The organism is Rhodococcus sp. NPDC060086 (genome assembly GCF_042730275.1).
In the GTDB taxonomy this organism is placed as follows: Bacteria; Actinomycetota; Actinomycetes; order Mycobacteriales; family Mycobacteriaceae; genus Rhodococcus.
Genome location: NZ_JBHWWZ010000037.1, coordinates 31,552 through 48,625, shown reverse-complemented (window position 1 = coordinate 48,625; position 17,074 = coordinate 31,552). Strand labels below are relative to the sequence as shown.

The 17,074-nt window shown below is 67.8% G+C and carries 15 protein-coding genes; 7 read left to right on the top strand and 8 right to left on the bottom strand.

The genetic code is table 11. The features are described from left to right. Positions 1-155 precede the first annotated feature (155 nt). From secG to ACFWB0_RS18775, 4 genes are all read left to right on the top strand, one after another. Positions 156-389 (top strand): preprotein translocase subunit SecG, encoded by a 234-nt coding sequence (secG, locus tag ACFWB0_RS18790; RefSeq protein WP_378491975.1) that lies wholly within the window; start codon positions 156-158, stop codon positions 387-389. A gap of 46 nt (positions 390-435) precedes the next feature. Beyond that, positions 436-3,192: a phosphoenolpyruvate carboxylase gene (gene ppc / locus ACFWB0_RS18785; protein WP_378491974.1), complete on the top strand. Its 2,757-nt coding sequence runs from the start codon at positions 436-438 to the stop codon at positions 3,190-3,192. A 106-nt stretch (positions 3,193-3,298) separates the two neighbouring features. After that, complete coding sequence (locus tag ACFWB0_RS18780) at positions 3,299-3,643, top strand: YciI family protein (protein ID WP_378491973.1); 345 nt, start codon at positions 3,299-3,301, stop codon at positions 3,641-3,643. Positions 3,644-3,647: 4 nt separating this feature from the next. Beyond that, entirely contained in the window at positions 3,648-4,907 is a 1,260-nt protein-coding gene (locus ACFWB0_RS18775) for an RNA polymerase sigma factor (RefSeq protein WP_378491972.1), read from the top strand. Between the two features lie 39 nt (positions 4,908-4,946). Here the strand turns inward: ACFWB0_RS18775 and ACFWB0_RS18770 are convergent, their stop codons facing one another. Next, a complete protein-coding gene (locus ACFWB0_RS18770) occupies positions 4,947-5,435 on the bottom strand; it encodes an SRPBCC domain-containing protein (protein WP_378491971.1) in 489 nt (162 codons plus the stop codon). 576 nt (positions 5,436-6,011) lie between these two features. On the opposite strand from ACFWB0_RS18770, the gene ACFWB0_RS18765 reads away from it, so the two are divergent. Beyond that, complete coding sequence (locus ACFWB0_RS18765) at positions 6,012-6,962, top strand: GlxA family transcriptional regulator (RefSeq protein ID WP_378491970.1); 951 nt, start codon at positions 6,012-6,014, stop codon at positions 6,960-6,962. 14 nt (positions 6,963-6,976) lie between these two features. On the opposite strand, the gene pgl is transcribed toward ACFWB0_RS18765, so the two are convergent. The 5 genes from pgl to tkt are packed head-to-tail and all read right to left on the bottom strand — an operon-like array spanning position 6,977 to position 13,427. Beyond that, positions 6,977-7,732, bottom strand: a complete 756-nt coding sequence (gene pgl, locus ACFWB0_RS18760; RefSeq protein WP_378491969.1) for a 6-phosphogluconolactonase — start codon at positions 7,730-7,732, stop codon at positions 6,977-6,979. After that, positions 7,725-8,633: a glucose-6-phosphate dehydrogenase assembly protein OpcA gene (opcA, locus tag ACFWB0_RS18755; RefSeq protein WP_378491968.1), complete on the bottom strand. Its 909-nt coding sequence runs from the start codon at positions 8,631-8,633 to the stop codon at positions 7,725-7,727. The genes pgl and opcA overlap by 8 nt, the downstream gene beginning before the upstream one ends. Continuing rightward, a complete protein-coding gene (zwf, locus tag ACFWB0_RS18750; protein ID WP_378491967.1) occupies positions 8,630-10,171 on the bottom strand; it encodes a glucose-6-phosphate dehydrogenase in 1,542 nt (513 codons plus the stop codon). The genes opcA and zwf overlap by 4 nt, the downstream gene beginning before the upstream one ends. 2 nt (positions 10,172-10,173) lie before the next feature. Beyond that, positions 10,174-11,319 (bottom strand): transaldolase, encoded by a 1,146-nt coding sequence (tal, locus tag ACFWB0_RS18745; RefSeq protein ID WP_378491966.1) that lies wholly within the window; start codon positions 11,317-11,319, stop codon positions 10,174-10,176. A 5-nt stretch (positions 11,320-11,324) separates the two neighbouring features. After that, positions 11,325-13,427, bottom strand: a complete 2,103-nt coding sequence (gene tkt / locus ACFWB0_RS18740) for a transketolase (RefSeq protein WP_378491965.1) — start codon at positions 13,425-13,427, stop codon at positions 11,325-11,327. 217 nt (positions 13,428-13,644) lie between these two features. On the opposite strand from tkt, the gene ACFWB0_RS18735 reads away from it, so the two are divergent. Next, the gene (locus tag ACFWB0_RS18735; protein WP_378491964.1) at positions 13,645-14,622 is read left to right on the top strand and encodes a heme o synthase; all 978 of its coding nucleotides are present in this window, start codon (positions 13,645-13,647) and stop codon (positions 14,620-14,622) included. Positions 14,623-14,701: 79 nt separating this feature from the next. On the opposite strand, the gene ACFWB0_RS18730 is transcribed toward ACFWB0_RS18735, so the two are convergent. Continuing rightward, positions 14,702-15,667 carry a quinone oxidoreductase family protein gene (locus ACFWB0_RS18730; protein ID WP_378491963.1) on the bottom strand — a complete coding sequence of 322 codons (966 nt, stop codon included), beginning with the start codon at positions 15,665-15,667 and terminating at the stop codon, positions 14,702-14,704. A gap of 22 nt (positions 15,668-15,689) precedes the next feature. Here ACFWB0_RS18730 and ACFWB0_RS18725 point away from each other — a divergent pair, with 22 nt between their 5' ends. Further along, entirely contained in the window at positions 15,690-16,031 is a 342-nt protein-coding gene (locus tag ACFWB0_RS18725) for a hypothetical protein (protein ID WP_378491962.1), read from the top strand. Between the two features lie 73 nt (positions 16,032-16,104). On the opposite strand, the gene ACFWB0_RS18720 is transcribed toward ACFWB0_RS18725, so the two are convergent. Continuing rightward, entirely contained in the window at positions 16,105-17,070 is a 966-nt protein-coding gene (locus ACFWB0_RS18720) for a heme A synthase (RefSeq protein ID WP_378491977.1), read from the bottom strand. Between the last annotated feature and the right edge of the window lie 4 nt (positions 17,071-17,074).

Genomic DNA, 17,074 nt, shown 5'->3' with positions numbered 1-17,074 from the left:
GGATCCGAACGGATCCTGCGCCCCACAGTCGATGTCCCTCAGTTCGCGGATCGGCCACTCGGCCGACGGCGGGAGCCACGAAACCGCGCGGATCCGATCACCGGGTAAGCTGACGGCCGACGTCATCCACCAGCCGAAGGACACCGCACACCGACATGGAACTGTTCCTGGACATCCTGCTGATCGCCACCAGCCTCCTGCTGATCCTGCTGGTGCTGCTGCACCGCGCCAAGGGCGGCGGCCTGTCGAGCCTGTTCGGCGGCGGAGTCCAGTCGAGCCTGTCCGGTTCGACCGTCGCGGAGAAGAACCTCGACCGGGTGACCCTGTTCGTCGGCATCATCTGGGTCGTCTCGATCCTCGGCATCGGGCTGCAGATCAAGTTCAGCTGACGCTGTAGCGGTCGCGGAGCGGCCACCGGCCCCGGATACTGGGCGCATGACCGACACCGCTCCGGCCTCGGCCACAGAACCTCTTCGCGACGACATCCGACTTCTCGGCGGCATGCTCGGCACCGTCGTCCGAGAACACGCGGGCGACGAGATCTTCGATCTCGTCGAAGCTGCGCGTGTCGCCAGTTTCCAGATCCGGCGTTCCGAGCTGGAACGTCCCGAGCTGGCCGCGCGCCTCGCCGCTGTCCCCACCGCCGATGCCATCCCGGTGGTGCGCGCGTTCAGTCACTTCGCACTGCTGGCGAACCTTGCCGAAGACCTTCACCGCGAACGGCGCCGCGCCGTCCACGTGCACGCAGGCGACCCGTCGCCGGACAGCTCGCTCGCCGCGACCTACGCACGACTCGACGCGGCCTCTCTAGACCCCGACACCGTCGCTGATGCACTGGCCGCCGCGCTCGTCGCTCCCGTCGTCACCGCGCATCCCACCGAAACCCGCCGACGCACCGTCTTCGACGTGCAGACCGCCGTCACCGATCTCATGCGTCGCCGCGAGTACACCGTCGACCCGCACGCTCGTGAGGCGCTCGAGAAAGATCTGCACCGCCAGATCCTGACGTTGTGGCAGACAGCGTTGATCCGGCTGTCCCGGCTACGGATCAGCGACGAGATCGAGAACGGCCTGCGGTACTACGAACTCGCGCTGTTCGACGTCGTCCCCGAACTCAACACCGAGGTCCGCCGCGAACTGCGACGCCGCTGGCCCGATGCCGCGATCCTCACCCAACCGCTCGTACGACCCGGGTCGTGGATCGGCGGCGACCGTGACGGCAACCCCAACGTCGACGCCGACGTCGTGGCGACGGCCTGCGACCGGGCGAGCGCCACGGCCCTGCGCCACCACCTCGGTGAACTCGCCGCGCTCGAACGCGAACTGTCGATGTCCGAGCGGATCACCCCGGTCTCCGGACACCTGCGAGCGCTCGCGGACGGCTCCGGCGACGACGACCCCGCCCACCGCGACGAACCGTACCGACGCGCGATTCACGGCATTCGCGGCCGCCTCTCCGCGACCGCGGCGCGCCTACACCCTGGAATCGAACTGGAGGACACCGTCGACGACGGGCGCGCGGGCTACGAGACACCGGCTCAGCTGCTCGCCGACCTCGGAGTCCTCGACGCATCACTGCGCGGCGCAGGCAGTGCTGTGATCGCCGACGACCGCCTCGTCCGGCTCCGCGGCGCCGTCGAGGTGTACGGGTTCCACCTCGCCCCGCTGGACCTGCGCCAGAACTCGGAGGTCCACGAACGCGTCGTCGCCGAACTGCTCGCCTGGGCAGGCGTGACCGACCGCTACCGGGAACTCGACGAGGACGCCCGGGTTGCGCTGCTCGGCGCGGAACTGCGTGTCCGACGTCCGCTGACCACTCCGCGGGCACACCTCACCGAGGAAACCTCGAAGGAACTCGCCATCCTGCGTGCCGCCGCAGCGTCGGTGCGCCGCATCGGTCCCGCGGCGATCGAGCACTACATCATCAGCATGTGTACGTCCGTATCGGACCTGCTCGAAGTGGAGGTGCTACTCAAGGAAGTCGGCCTGCTCGACCTCGACGCCGGCTATCCGCGATGCACCGTGCAGGTCATTCCGCTGTTCGAAACGATCGAGGACCTGCGTGGGGGTGCAGCGACCCTCACCGCGGCGCTCGCCGTCCCCGAGTTTCGCAGTCTCGTCGACGCCCACGACGGCGTGCAGGAGGTGATGCTCGGCTATTCGGACTCGAACAAGGACGGCGGCTATCTTGCCGCGAACTGGGCGCTGTACCGGGCCGAACTCGACCTGGTGGACGCGGCCCGCGCCACCGGGATCCGGCTACGACTGTTCCACGGCCGGGGCGGCACCGTCGGCCGCGGCGGCGGACCGAGCTACGACGCGATCCTCGCGCAGCCACCGGGTGCGGTGAACGGTTCGCTGCGGCTGACCGAACAGGGTGAGGTGATCTCTGCGAAGTACCGCGATCCGATCCTGGCCCGCCGCAATCTCGAGGCGCTCGTCGCGGCCACACTCGAATCCACACTCCTCGATGTCGAAGGTCTCGGCACCGACGCACCCGCGGCGTACCAGGTCTTCGACGAGCTGGCCGACCTCGCATACCGCACCTACCGTGATCTGGTGCACGACACCCCGGGCTTCGTCGAGTACTTCACCACCTCGACACCCGTCGCGGAGATCGGTGATCTGAACATCGGGAGCCGCCCGGCCTCTCGCAAACCGACGACAGCGATCGCCGACCTGCGTGCCATCCCGTGGGTGCTGGCCTGGACCCAGTCCCGCGTGATGCTGCCGGGCTGGTACGGCACGGGCAGCGCCGTCACCGAATGGATCGGCGACGACCCCGACCGGCTCGCGACGCTGCAGGATCTCTACCGCCGGTGGCCGTTCTTCCGGTCCGTGCTGTCGAACATGGCGCAGGTCATGGCCAAATCCGATCTGGGGCTGGCGGCCCGCTACTCGGAACTCGTGGAGGACGAAGCGCTGCGGGAGCGAGTGTTCGGCCGGATCGTCGCCGAACACGAACGCACCGTGCGGATGTACCTGCAGATCACCGGATACGACTCCTTGGTCGCCGACAATCCGGCGTTGGAACGGTCGTTGCACAACAGATTCCCGTATCTCGAACCGCTCAACCACCTGCAAGTCGAGTTGTTGCGTCGATACCGTGGTGGTGAGGACACCGATCAGGTGAGGCGCGGTATCCAGCTCACCATGAACGGACTGGCCACCGCACTGCGCAACAGCGGCTGAGTCACCCGCAGAAAGTTCCTCGCGCGGTGTGTCGATTCGAGGCGGGTCCGATCGTCGTCATCATGTACGGCAACCCGGCCGCACATTCCCACACAGGAGATCAGCCGTGAAGTACATGTTGATGATCTACGCAAATACCGGCTCCGGCATCGAGCCCACCTGCGACTTCGAGGACTGGCAACGATACGACAAGGAATTGAAGGAGTCGGGCGTCTTCGTCTCCGGGCATGCTCTCGACGACCTCGTCACGGCAACCTCCGTCCAGGTCGACGCCGACGGCCAACGCAGTATCACCGATGGTCCGTTCGCGGAAAGTCGTGAAGTTCTCGGCGGATACGACGTCATCGACGTCCCGGATCTCGACGTTGCACTCGAATGGGCGGCACGCTGCCCGGGGGCGCGTGACGGCGGCCGGGTCGTCGTGCGACCCATCGCCGAATTCGGGGCGTAGAGCCGTGACCGACCCGGGCACCTCCGCCGACACCGCGCTGCGGGTCGAGGCGGTGTTCCGGGAGGAACACGGACGGCTGCTCGCGGCGCTCGTCCACCGGTTCGGCGACCTCGATCTCGCTGAGGAAGTCGCCTCGGAAGCCGTCGAATCGGCGCTGAGGCACTGGCCGGTGGACGGTGTCCCGGACCGGCCCGGCGCGTGGCTGCTCACCACCGCGCGCCGGCGCGCGGTGGATCGCCTGCGACGCGACCGCACCTACGCCGCTCGACTGGCGATCCTCGCGGTGGAGTCCGAACGATCCGAACCCGGTCCGATCCCGGCCGGGGGCGACCTGCCCGACGACCGGCTCGAACTCTTCTTCGCGTGCGCGCACCCGGCGTTGTCGCCGGACGACCGCATCGCGCTGATCCTGCGGTGCCTCGCCGGACTGAGCACCGGTGAGGTCGCCCGAGCCTTCCTGGTCCCGCACAAGACGATGGCACAGCGGATCGTGCGGGCGAAGAACAAGATTCGTGGTGCGCGGATCCCGTTCCGTGTGCCGCGGCCCGACGAATTGCCCGAGCGGCTGCCGGTGGTGCTCGGTGCGGTGTACTCGATCTTCACCGAGGGCTACGCCGCGAGCGCCGGCGACACTCTGCTGCGTCTCGACCTCGCGGAGGAAGCGATCCGCCTCGCCCGGATCCTGCACCGGCTGATGCCCTCGGAACGTGAGGCGGCCGGGCTACTCGCACTGATGCTGCTGATCCACGCGCGGCGCGCGGCACGCACCGACTCTTCGGGGGCGATGGTGCTGCTCGCGGACCAGGACCGCACCCGATGGGACAGGCCGATGATCGACGAAGGCCTTGGGCTCGTGGCCGGTGCGTTGATGGGCGGCCGACCCGGGCCCTACGCCGTGCAGGCCGCGATCGCGGCGGTACACGACGAATCGGACCGAGCCGACGACACCGACTGGCCGCAGATCGTCGCGCTCTACGACGTGCTGTGTGCGCTGATGCCGTCACCGATCGTCGCGTTGAACCGCGCGGTGGCCGTCGCGATGCGGGACGGTCCCGCTGCGGGACTCATCCTGCTCGAGGATCTGGCCGACGAACCGAGATTGCGTGATCACCATCCGTACGCCGCGGCTCGTGCCGAATTGCTGCACCGACTCGGTCGCCACGTCGAGGCCGCCGAGTTGTACCGGCGCGCGCTGGATCTCGCCGGTAGCGCGCCGGAGCGTCGGTACCTGGAGATGAAGCTCGGCGAGATCACCGCGCAGTGACGTCCCCGTAGTCGTGTCTCGGTCGCGATGTCCCAGTGGTCACCGGTACTCGTCGACGAGATCCGGATATTCGTCCCACTGCGGAAGCCGGGACCCGAGCAGAGTGGCCTCGAGCCGGTCCAGATAATACTGCCAGCCCGGACCGATCTCCCCGGCCTGGGATCGTGGCACATGCCGATGGGAGAACTCGACGGTGGTGACCTGACCGACCGCATGCAAACTCACTTCGAGCAACCACCCGTCGATGTCGACGACGAACCCCGTCGGGGGAGTGCAGCGCACGACCCGTACATCGGTGGTTGCGCTGTCGTGCTGGTCGGTCATCGTCAGCCGGATCCATCCCGTCGTGGGATCGCCGGTGTAGGAGCCGTACCAGTGCAACAGGGATTCCGGGTCGGTCAGGGCGGTCCACACCTCACCGAGCGAGCGGACGACGGCCCGCTGGTACTGCAACGTCACCAGGTTCGATCCGTCGGGGCAATCCCGCTCGGGCCGCACTACTCCGGGGAATGTCGTCGGGATGCTCATCGTGACGCTCCTCTCCCACGTGTCGCATGTCGTACTCACCCATTGTCGCGCAGTGCATCAAGGTTCCGGTGACGTATTCGGCGGGGGAGGGAACCGTTCGGGCTTTCGCCGCGTCGAACTTGACGAGAGGGAAATCTCGCGGCGAGAGGCCGCGGCAACCACGTGAGGAGACTGCCGCATGGATCCACGAACGGCGCGATGCGTACCGACCAGATCGCCACTGAGGGCACTGCGCGCGACGAGCAGTCCGCGTTCGCTGACGCGGATGCGCTGCGTGCATGTGGCAGAAGCTACGCCGCAGCCGCGGTCGGGTCAGGACGACACGGATCGGAACGGGCCGGAGGAGTAGTGACCGGTGCGGGGCGAGCGCGGTGGGTCGGCGGAACGGGAACACCGTGACGAATGCGGGTGGCGGCGTCCACACCCGCGAAGAAGTTGCGCACATTCGAGATCATCGGATGGATCCGCATGGAACTGGCCTCCTTGATGGTCCTGACCGCTGTCACGCTCTGAGCACACCAGTGTCGGCACGCCGACAACAGTGGCAGTCACGTCATGTATCGGTAAGATCTGGTCATGTCGCATGTGGTGGCTCTTCCGGTGTACGACGGAATGACTCTGCTCGAATACGGCGCTGTGGTCGAAGCCCTGGGGTTTCGGTGGCCCGAGTTGCCCGAGCTCGGCTACGAGCTGCGTACCTGCGGTCCACAGACGGGCGTGACCACGATCAGCGGCGCCACCCTCGTCCCTCGATACCCGATCGGCGCGATCGCCGCCGCCGACACCGTCGTCGTGACGGGCGTCCGCGATCCCTATCGCGATCGCTGTGCGGAGTGGGCGGATCTGCTCCGCGCGGCCGCGACACGCGGCGCCCGCATGGTGTCGGTCTGCACCGGTGCATTCGCCTTCGCCGAGGCCGGACTCCTCGACGGTCGCCGGGCCACGACCCACTGGCGGCACGAGCACCTCATGAGGTCCGCATTTCCGGCTGTCGACCTGAATATCGCGGCCATCGTCGTGCGCGACGGGAATTTTCTCACCAGCGCCGGAGCATCCGCGGGCCTCGACCTCAGCATCGCCCTCATTCGCGACGACCACGGGGTCGAGCGGGCCAACGACGTCGCCAGGCGGCTGGTCGTGACACCGCATCGCCACGCGGACCAGTCCCAATTCGTCGACGTCGACCGGATCCAGGTGCGCGCCGACCCCGCCTTCACTCGCATGCTCGGCGCGGTCGGCGACGACGTCTGCCGCTCGTGGACGGTCCAGGAACTTGCCGACGAAGCGAACGTATCGCCGCGCACGCTACACCGGAGGTTCCGGGCATACACCGGGTTCTCGCCGTTGGACTGGCTTGTCCGGCAGCGTATTCGCACGGCCATGTCGTTGCTCGAACGCACCGACCGGCCGATCGAGGCAATCGGCCGCGCAACCGGATTCGATGCCGCCGAAACCTTCCGATACCACTTCCGGCGTATTGCCGGTACCAGTCCGCGTGACTACCGCATGAGCTTCCGCGGAGCGTAGAACCGGCCGGAGAATCAGGACTTCGGAAGGTCCGCTGCCGCAGCAGGGTCGACGAACCACACCGTCCGCTCACGACCCCGCGCGCCCGCGGCCGGAATCTCGTGCGGATCGGCACCACCGACCGCGGCGGCCACCGCCTCGGCCTTGGCTTCACCGGTGACGAGCAACCACACCTGCCGCGACCGCCGCACCGCCGGCAATGTCAACGTCACCCGTGCCGGCGGAGGCTTCGGGGAATCGTCGAGGCCGACTACGAACTCGTCGCCTTCGCGCACCGCATCCGTGTGTGGGAACAACGAATTGACGTGCCCTTCACCGCCCATACCGAGCAGGTGCACATCGAAGATGGGGACGGTGCCGTCGGGGGAGTGCTGCGCGAGCATCTTCGCGTACCGGGCAGCGGACTCCTGGGGGGTGGTGCACCCGTCTTCACCGAGTGCGGGCATCGCGTGAATACGGGCAGGGTCGATCGGCACCAGATCGAGCAGGGCCGCACGGGCCTGCACCTCGTTGCGGTCGGAGTGGCCGGACGGCAGGAACCGCTCGTCGCCGAAGAACACGTTCACTGCCGACCAGTCGATTCCGCCCTGGGCTCGGCGGACATGCTCGAGCACCGCAATGCCGGTACCCCCGCCGGTCAGGACCACCGATGCCTGCACGCGCTCGCTCTGCGCGGCAACGATCGCCTCGACCAACTTCGACGCAGCAGCTTTCGCGACCGCGTCGGCATCGGCGAACTTCGCGACTTCCACGGGACCGAACTCAGACATATTCCACCTTCGACAGTTCGGCCAGCGCGGCCTCGTAGATTTCGTCGGGATCGAGACGTCGCAGTTCCTCTGCGAGACATTCGGCAGAGTCGCGGCGTGCCAGAGTGATCAGCGCGTCGGGCTTGTCGGTGCGCTGCAACGTCGCCACGCGACCGTCCTGCGGGCGATCGAGCACGATCGTCTGGGTTTCGGTGTGCAGCTCGACACGAAGTTCACCCACCGCGCGCTGCACCGGGCAGTCGAGCCGGCTCGCGAGCCATCCGGCCAGAAGATCGATCGCGACCTCCCCGTGCAGGCCGGACACCTTGGCCGAGAGCACCTTCTCGTGGGGCGGCTGGTCCAACGCGGCGACGAGCAGCGCACGCCAATACGTGATCCGGGCCCACGCCAGGTCGGTGTCGCCGGGCTTGTACCCGGTCAGCCGTCCCACGATGTCGGAGCGCGGATCGATCGCGTTGGTGGCGTCGGTGATGCGCCGCACCGCGAGTTTCCCGACCGGATCCCGGGCCGGCACGGCAGGGGCCTGATTCGGCCACCACACGACCACCGGGGTATCCGGAAGCAGGAACGGAACCACGACCGACTCCTGATGGTCGCCGAGCTCACCGTGCAACGCCAGGATCAGCACCTCGGATGCACCGGCCTCGCCGGCGACCCGGATCTCCGCATCGAGGCGCGGCGGGCCGTCGGCACGTCCCCGGCCGATTACGATGACGCGACACGGATGTTCGCGGGATGCGTCGGTCGCCGCGGAAATCGACGCCTCGAGACGTCGTGCGTCTCCGGCACACACGATCAACGTCAGCACGCGGCCCTGGGTGACGACGCCACCCGTGCGCCGCAATTCCACGATCTTCTTGCTGACATCCACCGCGGAGGTGTCGCGCAACTGGACTCTCACGGTCGCCTCCATTCGCGGCCGGATCGGCGCAGCATCTCGTCGCCGCTCGCCGGACCCCACGTGCCCGACTCGTATCCTTCGGGACGGCCCGACTCCGCCCAATGCTCGAGCACCGGATCGAGGATCCGCCAGGACAATTCGACTTCCTCGTCCACCGGGAACAGTGACGGCTCGCCGAGCAGTACATCCAGCAGCAACCGCTCGTAGGCCTCGGGGGACGACACCGTGAAGGCCTGGCCGTAGCTGAAGTCCATGTTCACATCCCGCACCTCCATCTCGGAGCCGGGCACCTTGGAACCGAAACGCATCGTGACACCTTCGTCGGGCTGGACCCGGATGACGAGGGCGTTCTGCCCGAGTTCCTCCGTCATGGTGGTGTCGAACGGCAGATGCGGTGCGCGCTTGAACACCACCGCGATCTCGGTGACACGCCGACCGAGCCGTTTGCCCGTGCGAAGATAGAACGGCACACCCGCCCACCGGCGAGTGTCGACCTCGAGGGTGATCGCGGCGTAGGTCTCCGTCGTCGAATCCGTCGCGAAGCCCTTCTCCTCGAGCAACCCCACGACCGGTTCGCCGCCCTGCCAGCCCGCGGTGTACTGGCCGCGTGCGGTGGTCTCGTCGAGCGGCTCGGCGAGACGGGTCGCGGAAAGAACCTTGATCCTCTCGGCGCGCAGCTGAGACGGCGCGAAGCTGACGGGTTCCTCCATCGCGGTGAAGGCCAGCAACTGCAGCAGGTGGTTCTGGATGACATCGCGGGCTGCGCCGATCCCGTCGTAGTACCCCGCGCGGCCCCCGAGACCGATGTCCTCGGCCATCGTGATCTGTACGTGGTCGACGTAGTGGGCGTTCCAGATCGGATCGAACAGCTGGTTCGCGAAACGCAGCGCCAGGATGTTCTGCACCGTTTCCTTACCGAGGTAGTGGTCGATGCGGAACACCGAATCCTCGGAGAAGACCTCGCCGACGACGGAGTTGAGGTCGCGGGCACTTTCCTCGTCGTGCCCGAACGGCTTCTCGATCACCACACGACTCCATGCGCCGTTCTGCGGTTCGGCGAGCCCGGAGCGGGACAGCTGCCCGCACACCACGGGGAACGCGGCGGGCGGCACCGACAGGTAGAACGCGTGGTTTCCGCCGGTGCCGCGTTCACGGTCGAGTTTCTCGAGCGTGGCCGTCAACTCCTCGAAGGCGCGGTCGTCGTCGAACGAGCCCTGCACGAAACGGATTCCTTCGGCGAGGCGCTGCCAGACTTCTTCACGGAACGGGGTGCGCGAATGGTCGCGCACCGCATCGTGAACGACCTGGCCGAAGTCCTCGTCGACCCAGTCCCGCCGCGCGAAGCCGACCAATGCGAATCCGGGCGGCAGCAGACCTCGATTGGCCAGGTCGTAGACCGCGGGCATCAGCTTCCGACGGGCCAGGTCGCCGGTGACACCGAAGATCACCAGCGCACACGGCCCGGCAATGCGGGGAAGTCGACGGTCTCTGCTGTCTCGCAGCGGGTTGACCCACGCCGCCGCGCCGGATTCGCGCACGCTCAGCCCTCCGCGCCCGGTGCGTGGGCCGTCAACTGCTCGGAGGTGGCCGTCAGCAGCTCGTTCCACGACACCTCGAACTTCTCGACGCCCTCGTCCTCGAGCTTGCGGAAGACGTCGGGCAGATCGACACCGATCTTGGTGAGCGCATCGAAGACCTGCTGGGCGGCCGCAACAGTGCCGGTGACGGTGTCGCCGGTGATCTCACCGTGGTCGGCGACGGCCTCGAGCGTCTTCTCCGGCATGGTGTTGACCGTGTTCGGTGCGACCAACTCCGTGACGTACAGGGTGTCGGGGTAGTCGGGGTTCTTCACACCCGTCGACGCCCACAGCGCCCGCTGCGGGTGGGCACCGGCGGCGTCGAGCGAGGCGAAGCGCGCGCCACCTTCGAACGCCGCGCGGTACGCCGCGTAGGCGAGGCGAGCGTTGGCCAGCGCGGCCTTGCCGCGCAGGGCGAGTGCGGCGTCGGTGCCGATCTCCTCGAGCCGCGGATCGATCTCGGTGTCGACGCGCGAGACGAAGAAGGATGCCACCGACCGGATCTGCGACAGGTCGTGACCGGCGGCCTTGGCTGCGGTGAGGCCGTCGAGGTAGGCGTCGATCACGCGCTCGTAGCGGTCCACCGAGAAGATCAGCGTCACGTTCACGCTGATGCCTTCACCGATCACCCGGGCGATGGCAGGCAGGCCCGCCACCGTCGCGGGGATCTTGATGAACAGGTTCGGGCGGTCGACGATCTTCCACAGCTCGAGCGCCTGCTCGACCGTCTCGTCGGTCTTGTGCGCCAGGCGCGGATCGACCTCGATGGACACGCGGCCGTCGAGACCACCCGACGCCTCGAAGACCGGGGCGAGCACGTCGCACGCGGCGCGCACGTCGTCGGTGGTGGCAGCGAGGATCGCGGCGTCGACGTCGGCGCCCGAGGCCGCGAGTTCGCGGATCTGCGCGTCGTACGCGTGGCCCTTCGACAGCGCCGCCTGGAAGATCGACGGGTTCGTCGTCACACCGACGATGCTGCGGGTCGCGACGAGTTCGGCGAGGTTGCCGGACTCGATCCGCTCACGCGACAGGTCGTCGAGCCACACCGACACACCTTCGGCGGACAGCTGCGCAAGCGTTTCGTTCTGGGTAGAAGTCTGCTGAGTCATCGAGGTCATCCCTTCACACGGGTCAGCGAGCGGCGGGCAGCGTCGACGACGGCCTCGGCGGTGATGCCGAACTCGCGGTACAGAGTCTTGTAATCGGCGGAGGCGCCGTAATGTTCGATCGAGACCGGCTCACCGGCATCACCGAGCAGCCGGTACCAGGGCATCGCCAGGCCTGCCTCGACCGAGACGCGGGCCTTGACCGACGGGGGCAGCACCTCGTCGCGGTAGGCCTGATCCTGCTCGAAGAACCACTCGAGCACCGGCACCGACACGACCCGTGTCGGGACACCGTCTGCCTCGAGCGTGTCGCGTGCGGAGACGGCGAGCTCGACCTCGGAACCGGTGGCGAGCAGCACGACCTCGGGGGTGCCGGTGGATGCCTCGACGAGGACGTACGCGCCGCGGGCGACGCCCTCGGCGGCCTTCTCGCGGGTGCCCTCGAGTACCGGCACGTTCTGGCGGGTCAGGGCCAGTGCGGTGGGGCCGGTGCGGTTCTCGAGCGCCGCCTTCCATGCGAACGAGGTTTCGTTGGCGTCGGCGGGGCGGATCACCGCAAGGTTCGGGATGGCCCGCAGCGCGGTGAGGTGCTCGATCGGCTGGTGGGTCGGACCGTCCTCACCGAGGCCGATCGAATCGTGCGTCCACACGTAGATCGCCGGGGTCTGCATCAGCGCAGCGAGACGGACGGCCGGGCGCATGTAGTCGGAGAACACGAGGAATGTGCCGCCGTAGGGGCGGGTGGGGCCGTGCAGCGCGATGCCGTTGAGGATCGATCCCATGGCGTGCTCGCGGACGCCGAAATGCAGGGTGCGGCCGTACGGCTGCGCTGTCCAGTCCTTCGTCGAGATCGACGTCGGGCCGAACGACTCGGATCCGGAGATCGTGGTGTTGTTGCTGCCCGCGAGGTCGGCGGAGCCGCCCCACAGTTCGGGCAGGATCGGGCCGAGTGCCGCGAGTGCCTTGCCCGACGCGGCACGCGTGGCCGGTCCCTTGTCGGTGGGCTCGTAGGTGGGCAGTGCGTCGATCCAGCCGGCGGGGAAGCGGCCGTCGTGCAGACGATCGAACAGTTCCTTGCGCTGCGGCTCACGTTCGGCCCACGCATCGAAATCGGCCTGCCAGGTCGTGCGGACCTCTGCGCCACGGTCGACCACACGGCGGGTGTGCTCGATCACCTCGGGCGCGACGTCGAAGTTCTTCTCGGGGTCGAATCCGAGGGCGGTCTTGACCGCGGCGACCTCGTCGGCACCGAGCGCGGCACCGTGCGCGTCGCCGCTGTTCATCTTGTTCGGGGCGGGGTAGCCGATGATGGTGCGCACCGAGATGAACGACGGACGGTCTGTGACGGCCTTGGCCTTCTCGACGGCCTCGAGCAGTGCGGAGACGTTCTCGCCGCCCTCGACGGTCTGCACGTGCCAGCCGTATGCCTCGTAGCGCTGGGAGACGTCCTCACCGAGGGCGATCGCGGTGTCGTGCTCGATGGAGATCTTGTTGTCGTCGTAGAAGACGATCAGATTGCCGAGTTCCTGCACCCCGGCGAGCGAGGATGCCTCGGAGGTGACGCCCTCCTCGATGTCGCCGTCGGAGGCCACCACGTAGATGTAGTGGTCGAACGGGCTCGCGCCCGGCGCGGCCTCGGGATCGAACAGGCCGCGTTCGCGGCGCGCAGCCATCGCCATGCCGACAGCGGAGGCGAGGCCCTGGCCCAGCGGGCCGGTGGTCATCTCGACACCGGCGGTGTGGCCGACCTCGGGATGGCCGGGCGTGAGTGAACCCCAGGTACGCAGCGACTCGAGGTCGGCGAGTTCGAGGCCGTACCCGGACAGGTACAACTGCACGTACAGCGTCAGGCTGGAATGCCCGCAGGACAGCACGAAGCGATCACGGCCGACCCACGTCGGGTCGGTCGGGTCGTGTCGCAGCACCCGCTGGTAGAGCGTGTAGGCAAGCGGAGCCAGGCTCATCGCGGTGCCGGGGTGCCCGTTGCCGACCTTCTGGACGGCGTCCGCGGCGAGAACGCGCGCGGTGTCGACGGCCTTGGTGTCCAGGTCGGTCCAGTCGGCGGGGTGGGCCGGCTGGGTAAGGGTGCGGATCTCGTCTGTGATCGACACGAGCAGAAGTCTCCTGACATGGGTGTACGGGGTGCCGGCGGGTGTGAATGCCCCACGCGCTCCTCCAGAGTAATGCCCGGTCGTGAGCGGGTCGATTCGGTGCGCGGGTAGCTGCGGTCTACCATCGTTCGTAGTAGTGACAGTGGCGCGTCCGAATGATCGGGCGACCGTGAGCGGGCGAGCGAAGGTGCGTAGTCGCGTGGTGCAAGGAGACAGTGTGCGGGCAGGACGGCGACCGGGAGGTCACGGCTTGGGCGCCCCGGAAGTTCCCGCCACGCCCCGGTCGGACACCGCGTGGGGCCGGTTTTCCGGCAGGGTGCTCGCCTATATCGCGCTGACCAAGCCGCGTGTGATCGAGTTGCTGCTCGTCGCGACGATCCCCGCGATGTTGTTCGCCGACCGTGGCAGCGTCGATATCGTTCTGATCCTCAGCACCCTGTTCGGTGGCTGGATGGGTGCCGCGAGCGCTAACGCACTCAACTGTGTCGTCGACGCCGACATCGACAAGGTGATGAAACGCACGGCGCTGCGACCGCTCGCGCGTCAGGCAGTCCCGACTCGCAACGCCCTCGTGTTCGGTGTCGTGCTGGGCGCCGCGTCGTTCCTGTGGTTGTGGTGGCGCGCGAATCTTCTTGCCGGTGTGCTGGTGGTCATCACCATCGCGTTCTACGTGCTCGTCTACACGATGGTGCTCAAGCGTCGTACGTGGCAGAACGTCGTGTGGGGCGGTGCTGCCGGATGCATGCCGGTGATGGTGGGCTGGGCCGCGGTCACCGGGTCGCTGAGCTGGGAACCGATCGTGTTGTTCCTGGTCATCTTCTTCTGGACTCCGCCGCACACCTGGGCGCTCGCGATGCGCTACAAGGAGGACTACAAGGCGGCCGGGGTGCCGATGCTTCCGGTGATCGCCACCGAACAGCACGTCACCAAGCAGATCCTGTTCTACACGTGGGCAACGGTCCTCGCGACACTGGTCATCGTGCCCGCGGCCGGTCTCGTCTACGCGGTGGTCACGGTGCTGGCGGGGGCGTGGTTCCTGTTCGTCGCGCATCAGCTCTATTACAGCGTTCGTGGTGGCGCGGCGGTCAAGCCGCTCAAGCTCTTCCTGCAGTCCAACAACTACCTCGCTGTCGTGTGCCTCGGTCTGGCCGTGGATTCGGTGCTGGACCTGTCCACCATCGCGTCGTACTTCTGACACCCTTCCCGCGACGATTCTTGCTTCCCGCGCTGGTCGTAACCGCCGCGGGAAGCAGACATCGTCGCGGGAAGCTGTTTTACGGGAGTAGCACGATCGATCCGGTGGTGCGCCGCGACTCGAGATCGGTGTGCGCCCGGGCTGCGTCGGCGAGCGGATAGGTCGCGCCGACCCGGATCTTCAGCGTTCCCGCAGCGATCGCAGCGAACACGTCGCCGGAGCGCCACAGCAGCTCCTCGCGGGTCAAGATGTGGTGTGCCAGCGTGGGACGGGTGACGAACAAGGATCCGGCCGGATTGAGTCGCTGCAGATCGAACGGAGGCACCGGACCGCTCGCGGCCCCGAACAGGGCGAGAGTGCCGCGAATTCGCAGCGACGCCAGCGACGCCTCGAAGGTCGTAGCCCCGACCCCGTCGTACACGGCGGCGACCCCGTGGCCGTCCGTGAGGGCCCGGACCTGCTCGGCGAGGTCGTCGTCGTACCGCAGGACCTCGGCGGCACCTGCCTCCCGCGACAGGGTCTCCTTTTCGTCCGTCGACACCGTGGTGATCACGCGGACGCCCTTGGCGACGGCGAGCTGGGTGAGGAGCAGTCCGACGCCACCCGCCCCCGCATGCACGAGGACGGTGTCTCCCGGCTGAGCAGGACAGGTCGATTCGATCAGGTAGTGCGCGGTCATTCCCTGCAGCAGCACCGACGCGGCCCGCTCGGCGGGAACCGCATCCGGGACGGGCACGGCCACGGTCGCCGGGACGCTGACCAGTTCGGCGTACGAGCCCGGCGCCGTACACCACGCGACACGTTGTCCGACGGTGACGTCGTCGACCTCCGAACCGACGGCCACCACCGTCCCGGTGCCTTCGGAGCCCGGGACGTACGGTAGATCCGTGCCGTACAGACCGGTGCGGAAGTAGGTGTCGATGAAGTTGACGCCGATGGCGTCGGTACGGACCAGCAGGTCGCCGGGGCCGGGTTCGGGGTCGGGCAGTTCGACCCCGACGAGGACTTCCGGACCGCCATGGTGTGCCACTTGGATTGCGCGCATACCGCCACAGTATTCTGCAGTCATGAGCGTCGAAACCCAGACCGCGTCGGCACCTGCCGACATCGTCTCGTCCCTCCGCAGCTTCGTCGCCGAGCACGGCGAGACCGCCAAGGCGGTCATCCAGCCCGTCGGGTACGTCGGTGTACGGATCACCGTCGTGGCCGAGGACGGTGTGCTCGGTGATCGTGTGGTCGCCGACCTGCCGACCGCACGCGCAGTGGTCGAAGCGCTGCCCAACGTCACCGTCTCCGAGTGGGAGCGCGAGGTCACCAGTATCGCCACACCGGCGAAGGGGCACTGGAAGAGGATGGCAGGCTGGGTCGCTACCCAGACGCGCTTCCCGAAGGCACGTAACGAACGCTGACCACATTCCCTAGCGCAACACTTCGGCCGCCCGAGATCCCTCGGGCGGCCGAAGTCGTATCAGCGGCGGCGGCTCAGGCCGCGACGGGCTCGCGGTCGGGAGAGGTGGTGCGGATCCGGCCTGCAGCCCAGACGGCAGCGGTGGCTGCGGTGCACAGGCCCGCTCCGGCGACGTGGAACACCACGAGTACGGCAGGGACATCCGTCCAGAACTGCACGAGACCGATGAAGGACTGTGCCACGACGAGGGCAAGTACGACCTTGAGGCGCAGTTTGACGGCGTCGGTGGTGCGCACGGCATACACGGCGAAGGTGAGTCCGACGAGCAGTGCCAGGTAGGCAATGAGCAGCTCGGCGTGCAGATGCACGAGGGTGGTGATGTCGATGTCCAGGCGCGGTACCGGCCTTTCGACACTCTTGTCGCCGGCGTGCGGGCCCGCGCCGGTGACCATGGTGCCGACGATCATGACTCCGGCGAGTGCGAGGCCGGAGAGTGCGGTGAGCCATCGCAGCGGCTGGGGGAGTGTCTGCACCACGACCCCGTCATCGGGTTCGCTGACTTTCGCGAAGAGCACCGTGGCGAGCCAGACCATGAGCATCGACACCAGCAGGTGGATCGCGACGGTCCACCACAGCAGGCCGGTGAGGACGGTGATCCCGCCGATGATCGCCTGCAACACCGTGCCCGCCGGCATCAGCCATGCCCAGCCGATCACCTCGGGGCGGCGCCGTGCCCGGGTCACGGCGAGCACGATCGCGGCTGCCACGAGCACCACGACGAAGGTGAGCAAGCGGTTGCCGAACTCGACGACTTGATGCAGTGTGCTCACCCCGCTGGACACCCCGACCGGCACCATGGACCCGGGGAAGCACTGCGGCCACGTGGGGCACCCGAGCCCGGACGCGGTCACACGCACCACCGAACCGGTGACGGCGATGCCGCCCTGCACCACGATCGACAGGAACGCGATGATCCGCTGCGTCCGCAGGGACGGCATGGGAAGACGGTCGACAAGACTCAGATAGCCGCGATACAGCACGGTC

Bases quoted from the DNA above. Each gene is read 5' to 3' on its own strand.
- secG (WP_378491975.1), top strand. From the start codon at position 156: ATGGAACTGTTCCTGGACATCCTGCTGATCGCCACCAGCCTCCTGCTG.
- ppc (WP_378491974.1), top strand. From the start codon at position 436: ATGACCGACACCGCTCCGGCCTCGGCCACAGAACCTCTTCGCGACGAC.
- tal (WP_378491966.1), bottom strand. From the start codon at position 11,319: ATGACTCAGCAGACTTCTACCCAGAACGAAACGCTTGCGCAGCTGTCC.
- ACFWB0_RS18770 (WP_378491971.1), bottom strand. From the start codon at position 5,435: ATGAGCATCCCGACGACATTCCCCGGAGTAGTGCGGCCCGAGCGGGAT.
- ACFWB0_RS18725 (WP_378491962.1), top strand. From the start codon at position 15,690: ATGAGCGTCGAAACCCAGACCGCGTCGGCACCTGCCGACATCGTCTCG.
- pgl (WP_378491969.1), bottom strand. From the start codon at position 7,732: ATGTCTGAGTTCGGTCCCGTGGAAGTCGCGAAGTTCGCCGATGCCGAC.
- ACFWB0_RS18765 (WP_378491970.1), top strand. From the start codon at position 6,012: ATGTCGCATGTGGTGGCTCTTCCGGTGTACGACGGAATGACTCTGCTC.
- ACFWB0_RS18730 (WP_378491963.1), bottom strand. From the start codon at position 15,667: ATGCGCGCAATCCAAGTGGCACACCATGGCGGTCCGGAAGTCCTCGTC.